Origin of the sequence: Streptococcus sp. 4886 (assembly GCF_013276485.1) — a bacterium.
Lineage (GTDB): Bacteria > Bacillota > Bacilli > Lactobacillales > Streptococcaceae > Streptococcus.
The window spans coordinates 104,021-118,323 of record NZ_VMLD01000014.1 but is presented as its reverse complement, the minus strand read 5'-3'; the positions used below and the strand labels follow the sequence as shown (position 1 = coordinate 118,323).

The following is a 14,303-nucleotide window of genomic DNA, read 5'->3' as shown; positions in this document are numbered from 1 at the left end:
AAGAGAGAAAGATGGTCTATTTAGTCCTAGGAATTTTACTGCTCCTACTCTATGTATTTGCAACACCAGAAAGCATTAAAGGGACAGTCAATATCGTCGCTATGGTATGTATTTTAGTGGCACTTTTGGTTTTGTTGGCTCTATCTTTTCTGAAAATTTTTCAATTACCAACAGAAATATTCCTAGCAATAGCCATGTTAATCCTAGCTTACTTTAGTGTGAGAGACATCACACTCATGCCAGTCAAAAAAAGTAAAAGAAGATAAAAAAGAGAGTTTCGGCTCTCTTTTTGCTTGTTAGAATGCCTAATCTGAGCATTTTCATTTAGAATTATTTCCATAAAAATGGTAAAATAGTAGGAGTAGAAATGGAGTTCGAGACATGAAAGTAATAGATCAATTTAAAAATAAGAAAGTCCTTGTTTTAGGTTTGGCCAAGTCTGGTGAATCTGCAGCTCGTTTGTTGGACAAGCTAGGTGCCATTGTAACGGTAAATGATGGGAAGCCTTTCGAGGACAATCCAGCTGCGCAAAGTTTGCTGGAAGAAGGAATCAAGGTCATTACAGGTGGCCATCCTTTGGAACTCTTGGATGAAGAGTTCGCCCTCATGGTAAAAAATCCAGGCATTCCTTATAGCAATCACATGATTGAAAAGGCTTTGGCCAAGGGAATTCCAGTCTTGACTGAGGTGGAATTGGCTTACTTGATTTCAGAAGCGCCAATTATCGGTATCACAGGTTCGAACGGTAAAACAACCACAACGACTATGATTGGGGAAGTTTTGACTGCTGCTGGCCAACATGGTCTCTTATCAGGAAATATCGGCTATCCTGCCAGTCAGGTCGCTCAAACAGCGACAGACAAGGACACTCTTGTTATGGAACTTTCTTCTTTCCAACTCATGGGTGTTCAAGAATTCCATCCTGAGATTGCGGTTATTACCAACCTCATGCCAACTCATATCGATTATCATGGTTCTTTTGAGGAATATGTAGCAGCCAAGTGGAATATCCAGAACAAGATGACAGCGGCTGATTTCCTTGTCTTGAACTTTAACCAAGACTTGGCAAAAGAATTGGCTACTAAAACACAAGCTACAGTTGTACCATTCTCAACACTTGAAAAGGTTGATGGAGCTTATCTGGAAGATGGTCAACTCTACTTCCGTGGGGAAGTGGTCATGGCAGCGAATGAAATCGGTGTTCCAGGTAGCCACAATGTGGAAAATGCCCTTGCGACTATTGCTGTAGCCAAGCTCCGTGGTGTAGACAATCAAACTATTAAAGAAACTCTTTCAGCCTTTGGTGGTGTCAAACACCGTCTCCAATTTGTGGATGAAATCAAGGGTGTCAAATTCTATAATGATAGTAAGTCAACCAATATCTTGGCAACTCAAAAAGCCTTATCAGGATTTGACAACAGCAAGGTCGTTTTGATTGCAGGTGGTTTGGACCGTGGGAATGAGTTTGACGAATTGGTGCCAGACATTACTGGACTCAAGAAGATGGTCATCCTCGGTCAGTCTGCCGAACGTGTCAAACGGGCAGCAGACAAGGCTGGTGTAGCATATGTGGATGCAACTGACATTGCAGATGCGGCCCGCAAAGCCTATGAACTTGCGACTCAAGGAGATGTGGTTCTTCTCAGTCCTGCCAATGCCAGCTGGGATATGTATGCTAACTTTGAAGTACGTGGCGACCTCTTTATCGACACAGTAGCGGAGTTAAAGGAATAATATGAAAAAAATTGTCTTTACAGGTGGGGGGACGGTGGGACACGTTACCCTCAATCTTTTGTTAATGCCCAAGTTCATCGAAGATGGTTGGGAAGTCCACTATATCGGGGACAAGCGTGGTATTGAACACCAAGAAATCCTCAAGTCAGGCTTGGATGTCACTTTCCACCCCATTGCGACTGGAAAATTACGTCGTTATTTCTCTTGGCAAAATATGCTGGATGTCTTTAAAGTTGGTTGGGGAATTGTCCAATCGCTCTTTATCATGTTACGAATTCGTCCACAGGCCCTTTTTTCAAAGGGAGGTTTTGTCTCTGTGCCGCCAGTTATCGCTGCGCGTGTGTCAGGAGTGCTTGTCTTTATTCACGAATCTGACCTATCTATGGGCTTGGCCAATAAAATCGCCTATAAATTTGCGACGAAAATGTATTCAACTTTTGAACAGGCTTCAAGTTTGGCTAAGGTCGAGCATGTGGGAGCAGTGACCAAGGTTTCAGACCAAAAAAGTCCAGAACCCGATGAATTGGTGGATATTCAAACCCACTTTAATCCTAAATTGCCAACTGTATTGTTTGTCGGTGGTTCTGCAGGCGCTCGTGTCTTTAACCAATTGGTGACAGACCATAAGAAAGAACTGACAGAGCGCTACAATATTATCAATCTAACTGGAGATTCTAGTCTGAACGAGTTGAGCCAAAATCTCTTTCGTGTTGACTATGTAACCAATCTCTATCAACCCTTGATGGAATTGGCTGATATTGTTGTGACACGTGGTGGTGCCAATACGATTTTTGAGCTCTTGGCCATGGCAAAATTACATATCATTGTGCCACTTGGTCGTGAAGCTAGTCGTGGTGACCAGATTGAAAATGCGGCTTACTTTGTAAAAAAAGGCTATGCAGAAGAGCTTCAAGAAAGCGATTTGACCTTGGATAGTTTGGAAGAGAAGCTTTCTCACTTACTAAGCCACAAGGAAGACTATCAAGCCAAGATGAAGGCTTCAAAGGAATTGAAATCTCTAGCAGATTTTTATCAATTGTTGAAAAAAGATTTATCATAAGGAAAGTAAATGTCAAAAGATAAGAAAAATGAGGGCAAAGAAATCCTCGAAGAATTGAAAGAGTTATCAGAATGGCAGAAACGAAACCAAGAATATCTAAAAAAGAAGGCTGAAGAAGAGGCAGCCCTAGCTGAGGAGAAGGAAAAGGAAAGACAAGCTCGAATGGATTCAAAATCTGAAAAGTCAGATGAAACTGAGAACCAGAAGAGTGAATCTGACCCAAAGGACCCAGAATCAGCTAAGGAAGAGTCTGAAGAAAAAGTAGAATCCTCAGAGGTTGATAAAGAGGAAGAAGAGATAGAAGAATCAGGGTCTAAAGAGAAGGAGGAACAGGATAAAAATCTTGCTAAAAAGGCTACAAAAGAAAAACCAGCCAAAGCAAAGATTCCTGGTATTCATATCTTACGAGCCTTAACGATTTTATTTCCAAGTCTGCTTTTATTGATTGTCTCTGCCTACTTACTCAGTCCTTATGCGACCATGAAGGATATTCGTGTTGAGGGAACGGTTCAAACTACGGCTGATGATATTCGACAGGCTTCAGGCATTCAGGATACGGATTATACGATTAACCTTCTGCTAGACAAGGCAAAATATGAAGAGCGGATCAAGTCTAATTATTGGGTTGAATCAGCTCAACTTGTCTATCAATTTCCAACCAAGTTTACTATCAAGGTTAAAGAATACGATATTGTGGCCTACTATGTTTCTGGTGAAAATCATTATCCAATCCTTTCAAGCGGTCAGCTTGAGACTAGTTCTGTGAGCTTGGTCAGTTTGCCAGAAACTTATATATCAGTTCTCTTTAATGATAGCGAACAAATCAAGGCTTTTGTCTCAGAACTTGCTCAAATTAGCCCAGAACTCAAGGCAGCTATCCAAAAGGTGGAACTAGCTCCCAGCAAGGTGACTTCCGATTTAATTCGATTGACCATGAATGATTCGGACGAAGTCTTGGTTCCCCTGTCTGAAATGAGCAAGAAATTGCCTTATTACAGCAAGATTAAGCCACAATTGTCAGAACCGAGTGTGATTGACATGGAAGCTGGAATTTACAGCTACACTGTAGCGGATAAATTAATTATGGAAGCTGAGGAAAAAGCCAAACAAGAGGCTAAGGAAGCCGAGAAAAAGCAGGAAGAAGAACGTAAACGTTTAGAAGAAGAACAGAAAAAACAAGAGGAAGAGAGCAATCGAAACCAAACAAGTCAGCGTTCATCGCGTCGCTAGGTTTAGCTTTTCTTCTATAGCTCTTTAGTGACCATGTTTTTACTTGACAAGTGCTAGTAGAAATAATAGAATAATAGAAAACCTTTAAAGCAGTCCAGAGAGGCAGCTAAGGTTAGACGGTGAAAGGGTGGAGACTACCCATTTTTCGTGGAACCTTGCTGTTGGCAGGTTCCTTTTTTCGTGGCTTCTTGTGGCCAGACTCTCTCACTAGCAAAGGTAAAAGGAGAAACCTATGCGAGAACATCGTCCAGTTATTGCTCTTGATTTTCCAAGTTTTGAGGCGGTCAAGAAATTTTTAGCTCTTTTTCCAGAGGAAGAAAGCCTTTATCTAAAGGTAGGGATGGAGCTTTATTACGCAACAGGGCCTGAGATTGTATCCTACTTGAAAGGCTTGGATCATAGTGTCTTTTTGGATCTCAAGCTTCATGACATTCCCAATACAGTCAAGTCAGCAATGAAGGTCTTGTCTCAGCTTGGAGTGGATATGACCAATGTTCATGCGGCTGGGGGTGTAGAGATGATGAAGGCTGCGCGTGAAGGTCTTGGAAACCAAGCCAAATTGATTGCCGTCACTCAGCTGACCTCAACGTCGGAAGCCCAGATGCAGGATTTTCAAAATATCCAAACCAGCCTGCAAGAGTCTGTGATTCATTATGCCAAGAAGACAGCTGAAGCTGGATTAGACGGTGTTGTTTGCTCAGCTCAGGAAGTGCAAGTCATCAAGCAGGCTACCAAACCAGATTTTATCTGTTTAACGCCCGGAATTCGTCCACAGGGAGCTGCAGTTGGAGACCAAAAACGCGTTATGACACCTGCTGATGCCTATCAAATCGGTAGTGACTATATCGTAGTGGGACGTCCCATTACCCAAGCTAAGGATCCTGTTGCAGCTTATCATGCCATCAAGGATGAATGGACACAGGACTGAAATTAAAGAACTAGAGTAGAAAAATAAAAGGAGAAGACCATGACACTTGCTAAAGATATCGCTAGCCACCTCTTGAAAATCCAAGCCGTTTACCTCAAACCAGATGAGCCTTTCACTTGGGCATCTGGCATCAAGTCACCTATTTACACTGATAATCGTGTGACACTAGCCTATCCAGAAACTCGTACCCTAATTGAAAATGGCTTTGTGGAAGCTATCAAAGAAGCTTTTCCTGAGGTTGAGGTGATTGCAGGAACTGCGACAGCAGGGATTCCTCACGGAGCAATCATTGCTGACAAGATGAACCTGCCATTTGCCTACATCCGTAGCAAACCAAAAGACCATGGAGCTGGTAATCAAATTGAAGGCCGTGTAGCTCAAGGTCAAAAAATGGTAGTGGTTGAAGACCTTATTTCAACAGGTGGTTCTGTTCTCGAGGCCGTGGCAGCAGCTAAGCGAGAAGGAGCAGAGGTTCTCGGTGTTGTAGCGATTTTCAGCTACCAATTGCCAAAAGCAGATAAGAACTTCTCAGATGCAGGTGTCAAACTAGTAACGCTTTCTAACTATAGTGAACTCATTCACCTAGCCCAAGAAGAAGGTTATATCACACCAGAAGGACTCGACCTTCTAAAACGATTTAAAGAAGACCAAGAAAATTGGCAAGAGGTGTAAAAAATCAAAAGACTAAAAGGTTAAAAATTATACTATTCTGTCATATCAGGTGTATGAATGGCAAGATTCAAGTTGTTAATGTTTTTTACGTCAATTGTTTAAGTTTTAGATTTGCTTGGCTTGCTCTTATATAAAAAGTAGCACACGTCATGAAAGTTACAAGGGTTAAAGTATAATCCATAAACATGGTCAGATTTCCTTTTCTGAGATGTTGAAATTTCTTGCTTATCCCAGTCTTTTCAGTGATTTTAGCGTCAAGTTCTTTTTAGTTTTGAAAGATTATCCGTGAATTTCTTGCTTATTTATGATAAAATGGGAGTATCGCAAAAAATGACTCATCGTATTCAATTTTGAGTAAAACTAGGAGGATCCCATGTCTACAGAACATATGGAAGAACTAAATGACCAGCAGATCGTTCGCCGTGAAAAAATGGCTGCGCTCCGTGAACAAGGAATCGATCCTTTCGGAAAACGTTTTGAACGTACTGCAAATTCACAAGAATTAAAAGATAAATATGCCGACCTCGATAAAGAACAATTACATGATAAAAATGAAACAGCAACTATCGCAGGACGCTTGGTAACCAAACGTGGTAAAGGTAAAGTAGGTTTTGCCCACCTTCAAGACCGCGAAGGTCAAATCCAGATCTACGTTCGTAAGGATGCTGTCGGTGAAGAAAACTACGAAATCTTCAAAAAAGCAGACCTTGGTGACTTCCTTGGTGTCGAAGGTGAAGTGATGCGTACGGATATGGGAGAACTCTCTATCAAGGCTACTCACATCACACACTTGTCTAAGGCTCTTCGTCCTCTTCCTGAGAAATTCCATGGTTTGACAGACGTTGAAACAATTTACCGTAAACGTTACCTTGACTTGATTTCGAATCGTGAAAGCTTTGAGCGCTTTGTCACTCGTTCAAAAATCATTTCTGAAATTCGTCGTTACCTTGATCAAAAAGGTTTCCTTGAAGTGGAAACACCTGTTCTTCACAACGAAGCTGGTGGTGCTTCTGCCCGTCCATTTATCACCCACCACAATGCCCAAAACATTGACATGGTGCTTCGTATCGCGACTGAGCTTCACTTGAAACGCCTTATCGTTGGCGGTATGGAGCGTGTCTATGAAATCGGCCGTATCTTCCGTAATGAAGGAATGGACGCTACTCATAACCCTGAATTTACTTCTATCGAAGTCTACCAAGCTTATGCTGACTTCCAAGACATCATGGACTTGACTGAAGGTATTATCCAACACGCTGCTAAATCAGTTAAGGGCGATGGTCCAGTCAACTACCAAGGTACTGAAATCAAAATCAATGAACCATTTAAACGTGTTCACATGGTGGATGCTATCAAAGACATTACTGGTGTAGATTTCTGGCAAGACATGACTTTGGAAGAAGCTAAAGCTATCGCTGCTGAGAAGAAAGTTCCAGTTGAGAAACACTATACTGAAGTTGGTCACATTATCAATGCCTTCTTTGAAGAGTTTGTTGAAGAAACCTTGATCCAACCAACCTTTGTCTATGGACATCCAGTAGCTGTATCTCCACTGGCTAAGAAGAATCCTGAAGACCAACGCTTTACTGACCGTTTCGAGCTCTTCATCATGACTAAGGAGTACGGTAATGCCTTTACTGAGCTAAACGACCCAATCGACCAACTTAGTCGTTTTGAAGCCCAAGCCAAAGCCAAAGAACTTGGTGATGATGAAGCAACAGGTATCGACTACGACTACATCGAAGCCCTTGAATATGGTATGCCACCAACAGGTGGTTTGGGAATCGGTATCGACCGTCTCTGCATGCTCCTCACTGATACAACTACTATCCGTGACGTATTGCTCTTTCCAACAATGAAATAAGCACTTATCCTCTGGCTCTTGCCAGAGGTTTTTTGATGCAAAAAGAGACTGAATTTAAGGAGAAAATGAAGTATAGTGTGTTGAAGTTGAAATAGTACACTTTGATTTCTAAGACATTGTTAGAAATTGGTTTAAATTCCCTAATCAATTTGCGCATGTTTTATTTCATTTTACGATAGTACGCTGAAACTTTTCAAAAAGTACTAGAAATTGACTTGGATCCCCCAATTGATTTGTTCAGATTCACTATAAATAAAAATTAATAAGTGGGATAGGAAGTTAGCGTCACTAGGATAGTATCTTGCTTAAACAGTATATATGGGATTGATATAAGTCCCTAGGCCCTATTAGAGGATGTTCTGGTGTCTTATTCACTTGTTTTTTATAGCATTAGTAGATAGAATCAGCAAATAAAAAAGTAGTTCAAATGCCTGGCAGCAAAAAATCTCAACGATTCACTTAATATAGACTAAAGTTTAGAGTTTAAGGAAAGTAGGGATAGTATATTGTATGAAAAAATAAGATGGTTTTTAAGCAAAACTCTTGAAAATGATTGAAAAAAGAGTTATTATAGTTGTATAGTAAAAAGCAAACGCTTACTTAATCAAGGAGGACAGTTTATGTCATACAAAACAAGCAATGCAGAAGGGCATGTAGATTTCATCAATACCTATGATTTGGAGCCCATGGCGCAAAAAGTGATCCCTAAAGCAGCCTTTGGTTATATCGCCAGTGGAGCAGAGGATACTTTTACTTTACGGGAGAACATCCGTGCTTTTAACCACAAACTCATCGTTCCGCATACGCTTTGCAATGTAGAAAATCCAAGTACAGAAATTGAATTTGCAGGTGAAAAATTGTCTTCACCAATCATTATGGCGCCTGTTGCGGCTCATAAATTGGCAAACGAACAAGGTGAAGTGGCAACTGCGCGTGGTGTGCATGAGTTCGGTTCTCTTTACACAACCAGTTCTTACTCTACTGTTGACCTTCCAGAGATTTCTGAAGCCCTCCAAGGGACACCTCATTGGTTCCAATTTTACTTTAGTAAAGATGACGGGATTAACCGCCACATCATGGACCGTGTGAAGGCTGAAGGTTATAAGGCGATTGTCTTGACGGCAGATGCTACTGTAGGGGGTAATCGTGAAGTGGATAAGCGTAATGGTTTTGTCTTCCCAGTTGGCATGCCGATTGTTGAAGAATACCTGCCAGAAGGTGCTGGTAAATCAATGGACTTTGTTTACAAATCAGCTAAACAACGCTTGTCTCCACGCGATGTAGAATTTATCGCTGAATACTCAGGACTTCCTGTGTATGTCAAGGGACCACAATGCCGTGAGGACGTTGAACGTTCGCTTGCTGCAGGAGCTTCTGGTATCTGGGTAACCAACCACGGTGGTCGTCAAATCGACGGTGGACCAGCTGCCTTCGACTCACTTCAAGAAGTAGCAGAAGCAGTTGACAAACGTGTGCCGATCGTCTTTGACTCTGGTGTTCGTCGTGGTCAACATGTCTTTAAAGCCTTGGCTTCAGGAGCAGACTTGGTAGCTATTAGTCGCCCTGTTATCTATGGTTTAGCTCTCGGTGGTAGTGTTGGTGTGCGTCAAGTCTTTGAACACTTGAATGCGGAATTGAAGACAGTCATGCAGTTGTCTGGAACTCAGACTATTGAAGATGTCAAACACTTCAAGCTCCGTCACAATCCATACAACCCAACCTTCCCAGTTGACCCACGTGACTTAAAATTGTATTGATAAAAGAGATTGCCTCCACTGAATGTGGAGGTTTTTCTTCGTGTATTGGAAGAATAAATCGCTATCAAAAACTATATAAAGATATTTTTCGGTCAAATATCTTGCTAGAGCTTTCATTTTTTGCTATACTGGTGCAGTAATTAAATAATAAAGACATTTGGGGTGCTTTAGGCTGAGATGATACCCATTGAACCTGCTACAGTTAAGACTGGCGAAGGGAAATGTGAAACGTTTTTTCGTATGGCGAAATGAACGATCAAATCTTGTAAGTCAACTCTAATTCTTGATTGTAATTGGAGTTTTTTTGTTTATATAAAACTGGATAGGTTTGTTTAGGTAGCTCTCTGCAAATGCCCTAGATTTTCTTTAAAAGGGTCAAGTGAAACTAGGATTTTGCTTGGTATTTTATTGATTACTAAGGAGTAAAGAGAGGAAAAATAAATATGGAAACACAGGTTTATGCATTTGAGCCAGGTTTGACTGTTGGAGAATTATTAAAAAATAGTCAGAAGGATTGGCAGGCTGCAATCAATCATCGTTTTGTCAAGGAACTTTTTGCAGGGACAATTAAGAATAAGGTCTTAAAAGACTACCTAATTCAAGATTATCACTTCTTTGATGCCTTCTTATCCATGCTGGGTGCCTGCGTAGCCCACGCAGACCAGATTGAATCCAAGCTTCGTTTTGCCAAGCAACTAGGCTTTCTTGAAGCAGATGAAGACGGTTATTTCCAAAAGGCTTTCAAAGAGTTAAAAGTATCTGAGAATGACTATCTGGAAGTGAGCTTGCACCCTGTAACAAAAGCCTTTCAGGATCTGATGTATTCGGCAGTGGCTTCATCAGACTATGCTCATCTTTTGGTCATGCTGGTCATTGCAGAAGGTCTCTATTTAGACTGGGGTTCTAAAGATTTGGCTCTACCTGAAGCCTATATTCATTCGGAATGGATCAATCTCCACAGAGGTCCTTTCTTTGCAGAGTGGGTTCAATTTCTGGTTGACGAACTCAATCGTGTCGGGAAAGGTCGAGAAGATTTGACAGAACTTCAGCAACGCTGGAATCAAGCGGTCGCTTTAGAATTAGCCTTTTTTGATATTGGTTATGACGCCTAGAGAAAGTTTAGGATATTTACAAATTTGATGAGGTAAATCATTCAATGTAAATGAAAAAAATTTCTTAACAAAAGATAGAGATAAATCGAAATCAGTATATCGTATAAAGTGAAAAGGAAGGATTTCAATATGACAAGTTTAAAATTATTAAAAGAAAAAGCACCTTTGGTCATTTGCATAACCAATGATGTAGTAAAAAATTTCACAGCAAATGGATTAGTAGCACTGGGTGCCTCACCAGCTATGAGCGAGTACCCAGCAGACTTAGAAGATCTATTAAAATATGCTGGAGGATTATTGATTAACATTGGGACTTTAACGGATGATAATTGGAAATTATACCAAGCTGCTCTGAAAATTGCAGAGAAATATAATGTCCCAGCAGTTTTAGATCCTGTAGCCTGTGGAGCAGGAGAATATAGAAAAAAAGTAGCAGATGATTTAATCAACAATTACAAACTAGCTGCGATTAGGGGGAATGCTGGAGAGATTGCTTCTTTAGTAGGGATAAATGTGGCATCTAAAGGAGTAGATAGTGCTGGTGTGGATAATATTGATGAGATTGCTCTAGCAGCCAACGCTAAGTTTCATATTCCAATAGTAGTGACTGGAGAAGTTGATGCGATTGCTGTTAATGGAGAAGTGGTAACGATTCATAATGGTAGTGCCATGATGCCAAAAGTCATTGGGACAGGATGTTTATTAGGGGCAGTGGTAGCAAGCTTTATCGGACTAGAAAAAGGTCAAGAATTGAAATCATTAGAAACAGCAATGTTGGTTTACAATATCGCTGGAGAAATGGCAGAAAAACGTCCAAATGGACATCTTCCTGGAACATTTAAAGTTGAATTTATGAATGCCTTATACGAGATTTCAGATGAAGATGTAAAGGAATTCAAAAGAGTGAAGTAAAATGTTTCATAAAGAATTACTAAAACTATATTTTATTTGTGGAACGACTACTTGCCAAGGAAAAGATCTATATAGAGTCGTTGAGGAAGCCTTAAAAGGTGGTATAACCTTATTTCAATTTCGTGAAAAAGGTGAGGGAGCCCTGGAAGGTAAAGAAAAAGTTAAATTAGCAATTAAACTACAGGATCTTTGTAAAAAATACAATGTTCCGTTTATTGTTAATGATGATATTGATTTGGCGATGGAAATTGACGCTGATGGCGTACATGTAGGACAAGATGACCTTGGAGTTGATGAAATTAGAAAATTGATGCCAGATAAAATAATTGGTCTTTCTATAAAAAACGAGAAAGAATTTCAACAGTCAAAAGTTGAATATGTAGATTATGTTGGTGTTGGTCCTGTATTTGATACCCAGTCAAAAGATGATGCTGGTGGCGCTATAGGTTATGAAGGTCTTAAATTGATGAGAAAACTATTGCCACAAATGCCCTTAGTTGCAATTGGTGGGATACAGACGCAACATATTAAAGACATTATGAAGACCAATGTTGACGGTGTTTCAATCATTTCAGCAATATCGTATGCAAAAAATATAGAAAAAACTGTTCGAGAAATGAGTGAACAATAGGTATCTATCCTTGGATTCTAAGTAAGTGGAAGTTTTCCTTTTCTAAAAAGATATGTCCAGATTCAGTTTAAATAGCTAATCTATCAAACAAGACATTTGGTTTTTGCAAAAGAAAGATCTGCTGTCTTTGTGAGTGCAAGGCTGTATTTCCAGTTCAATTTCTTGAACTAGTATAAAATGTGTGTTATAATAATCATACAATTAAATAATAAAGACATTTGGGGTGCTTTAGGCTGAGATGATACCCATTGAACCTGATACAGTTAAGACTGGCGAAGGGAAATGTGAAAAGTTTTTTTCGTATGTCGAAAAGAACGGTCTAATCTTGTAAGCTAAACTCTAATTCCTATCTGTAATTAGAGTTTTTTCTTTTACGAAACTGGATGAAGGTGCTATAAAGCCTTTTGGTAGCTCACCTTGAGCACCCCACTTTTCTTTAAAAAAGGAGTTTTTTTATGTTGAAAAAATGGCAGTTAAAAGATGTTATCTTGCTTGCTTTCTTGTCTATCTTTTTTGGTGGGGTTTTCGTTGGTTCAGGATATGTGTATAATATTCTCAGCCTACTCTTAACACCTCTTGGTTTACAGGCTTTTGCCAATGAAATCCTTTTTGGACTCTGGTGTATGGCTGCGCCCATTGCTGCCATCTTTGTTCCGAGAGTCGGAAGTGCAACGATTGGAGAAGTGCTAGCTGCGCTTGCTGAAGTCCTTTATGGTAGCCAATTCGGTCTAGGTGCCCTTTTGTCCGGCTTGGTTCAAGGTTTGGGAAGTGAACTTGGTTTTATCGTAACTAGAAATCGCTATGAAAGTTGGCTCTCTCTAACTGCTAATAGTATTGGGATTACGCTTGTTAGCTTTATCTATGAATACATTAAGTTAGGTTACTACGCCTTTTCACTTCCGTTTGTCCTTTCCTTGCTTGTGGTACGTTTTATTTCTGTTTATTTCTTCTGTACCATCTTGGTTCGTGCCATTGTCAAACTCTATCATCAGTTTGCAACTGGAGGAAAGGCATAGATGGGTCTGGAATTACGGGAGATTCAGTCCCCAATTTTTTCGGAACCGATTGATTTTACTTTTCATGAGCAATCCTTTACCTTGTTAGTTGGGAGCAGTGGTTCAGGAAAATCGAGTCTCTTTCAAATGATTGCCCAAGTCAGTTCTCTTCCCTATAGCGGTCAAGTCCTGATAAACGGGAGCGAGGTCAGTCAGCTTTCTATCATCGAACGTATCCAGACGGTTGGTATTCTATTTCAAAATCCCAATCATCAATTTACCATGGAGAGCTTGTTTGAGGAGTTGATTTTTACCTTGGAAAATATTGGGCATCCCGTTCAGGAAATGGATTCTAAAATAGCAGAGGTTGTCCAGCAATGTCGTTGCAAGGACATCTTGCACCGTCCCATCCATCACTTATCAGGTGGAGAAAAGCAAAAGACGGCCTTGGCTGTTCTCTTTGCTATGAATCCTAGGGTCTATCTATTGGATGAACCTTTTGCTTCCATTGACCGCAAGAGTAGGATAGAGATATTGGAGATTCTAAAAGAGTTGGTCTCTAAGGGGAAGACAGTTATTTTGTGCGACCATGATTTAACGGACTATGAAGCCTATATAGACCATATGGTAGAGCTAAGAGACGGACAACTAAGGGAAGTGTTTCAAATCCCTTCCTCTGAGATGACACAGGTTACTTCAAAGGAAGTTGCTTCTAGCCCGGAACTATTCCATATGGATCGAACGACTTGTGAGCTTGGTAATCGCCCCCTCTTTTCGATTGTGAATTTTACATTTTACCAAGGAATTTCCTGTATTTTGGGTGATAATGGTGTTGGGAAATCAACTCTCTTTCGCTCCATTCTTCAATTTCAAAAGTATAAGGGGCGCATTACTTGGAAGGGGACAGTCCTGAAAAAGAAAAAGAGTTTGTACCGTGACCTGACGGGTGTTGTTCAGGAAGCTGAGAAACAGTTTATCCGAGTCAGTCTGCGAGAGGAACTTCAATTAGATGGACCTGATTCTGAAAGAAATCAGCGAATTTTCCAAGCTTTACAATATTTTGATCTGGAGCAGGCTCTTGATAAGAGTCCCTATCAATTAAGTGGTGGCCAGCAAAAGATTTTTCAGCTCTTGACCATCTTGATCAGCAAGGCTTCTGTGATTTTGCTAGATGAACCTTTTGCTGGTTTGGATGATAGAGCCTGCCATTATTTTTGTCAGTGGATTGTGGAGGAGAGCAATCAAGGAAGAAGTTTTCTGATCATTAGCCATCGTTTGGATCCCTTGATCTCTGTGGTTGATTATTGGATTGAGATGACTAGTCAGGGGCTCAGTCATGTGAAAGAAGTGACCATTACCAAACCTCTCCCATCTCTGAACAATGATACTCAAGGGGAGGTGAGATAGT

General features: G+C 40.5%; 13 protein-coding genes and 2 riboswitches. All 13 genes read left to right on the top strand.

Translation table 11 applies throughout. The annotated features are described in order from the left end of the window. Positions 1-11 precede the first annotated feature (11 nt). The 13 genes from HT679_RS07160 to HT679_RS07100 all read left to right on the top strand — a co-directional run bounded on the left by HT679_RS07160 (position 12) and on the right by HT679_RS07100 (position 14,302). Positions 12-266 (top strand): DUF3165 family protein, encoded by a 255-nt coding sequence (locus HT679_RS07160; RefSeq protein ID WP_000262803.1) that lies wholly within the window; start codon positions 12-14, stop codon positions 264-266. 115 nt (positions 267-381) lie between these two features. Beyond that, positions 382-1,734, top strand: a complete 1,353-nt coding sequence (gene murD / locus HT679_RS07155) for a UDP-N-acetylmuramoyl-L-alanine--D-glutamate ligase (RefSeq protein WP_173213803.1) — start codon at positions 382-384, stop codon at positions 1,732-1,734. 1 nt (position 1,735) lies between these two features. Beyond that, positions 1,736-2,794, top strand: coding sequence for a UDP-N-acetylglucosamine--N-acetylmuramyl-(pentapeptide) pyrophosphoryl-undecaprenol N-acetylglucosamine transferase (locus tag HT679_RS07150; RefSeq protein WP_173213800.1), 1,059 nt, complete (start codon positions 1,736-1,738; stop codon positions 2,792-2,794). A gap of 9 nt (positions 2,795-2,803) precedes the next feature. Continuing rightward, positions 2,804-4,024: a cell division protein FtsQ/DivIB gene (locus HT679_RS07145; protein ID WP_173213798.1), complete on the top strand. Its 1,221-nt coding sequence runs from the start codon at positions 2,804-2,806 to the stop codon at positions 4,022-4,024. Positions 4,025-4,256: 232 nt separating this feature from the next. Further along, a complete protein-coding gene (gene pyrF / locus HT679_RS07140; RefSeq protein WP_173213796.1) occupies positions 4,257-4,952 on the top strand; it encodes an orotidine-5'-phosphate decarboxylase in 696 nt (231 codons plus the stop codon). Positions 4,953-4,991: 39 nt separating this feature from the next. After that, complete coding sequence (gene pyrE / locus HT679_RS07135) at positions 4,992-5,624, top strand: orotate phosphoribosyltransferase (protein WP_173213794.1); 633 nt, start codon at positions 4,992-4,994, stop codon at positions 5,622-5,624. Between the two features lie 373 nt (positions 5,625-5,997). After that, positions 5,998-7,488, top strand: coding sequence for a lysine--tRNA ligase (gene lysS / locus HT679_RS07130; protein ID WP_173213792.1), 1,491 nt, complete (start codon positions 5,998-6,000; stop codon positions 7,486-7,488). Positions 7,489-8,108: 620 nt separating this feature from the next. Further along, positions 8,109-9,245, top strand: coding sequence for an L-lactate oxidase (gene lctO, locus HT679_RS07125; protein ID WP_173213790.1), 1,137 nt, complete (start codon positions 8,109-8,111; stop codon positions 9,243-9,245). Positions 9,246-9,393: 148 nt separating this feature from the next. Next, positions 9,394-9,482: riboswitch (TPP riboswitch) on the top strand. Positions 9,483-9,688: 206 nt separating this feature from the next. Then, the gene (locus HT679_RS07120) at positions 9,689-10,357 is read left to right on the top strand and encodes a TenA family protein (RefSeq protein WP_173213788.1); all 669 of its coding nucleotides are present in this window, start codon (positions 9,689-9,691) and stop codon (positions 10,355-10,357) included. Between the two features lie 129 nt (positions 10,358-10,486). Continuing rightward, entirely contained in the window at positions 10,487-11,269 is a 783-nt protein-coding gene (thiM, locus tag HT679_RS07115; RefSeq protein WP_050262178.1) for a hydroxyethylthiazole kinase, read from the top strand. A gap of 1 nt (position 11,270) precedes the next feature. Continuing rightward, the gene (gene thiE / locus HT679_RS07110; protein ID WP_173213786.1) at positions 11,271-11,900 is read left to right on the top strand and encodes a thiamine phosphate synthase; all 630 of its coding nucleotides are present in this window, start codon (positions 11,271-11,273) and stop codon (positions 11,898-11,900) included. A 209-nt stretch (positions 11,901-12,109) separates the two neighbouring features. After that, positions 12,110-12,198: riboswitch (TPP riboswitch) on the top strand. Between the two features lie 157 nt (positions 12,199-12,355). Continuing rightward, positions 12,356-12,916: an ECF transporter S component gene (locus tag HT679_RS07105; RefSeq protein WP_050108240.1), complete on the top strand. Its 561-nt coding sequence runs from the start codon at positions 12,356-12,358 to the stop codon at positions 12,914-12,916. Beyond that, entirely contained in the window at positions 12,917-14,302 is a 1,386-nt protein-coding gene (locus tag HT679_RS07100; RefSeq protein ID WP_173213784.1) for an ABC transporter ATP-binding protein, read from the top strand. Position 14,303 lies beyond the last annotated feature (1 nt).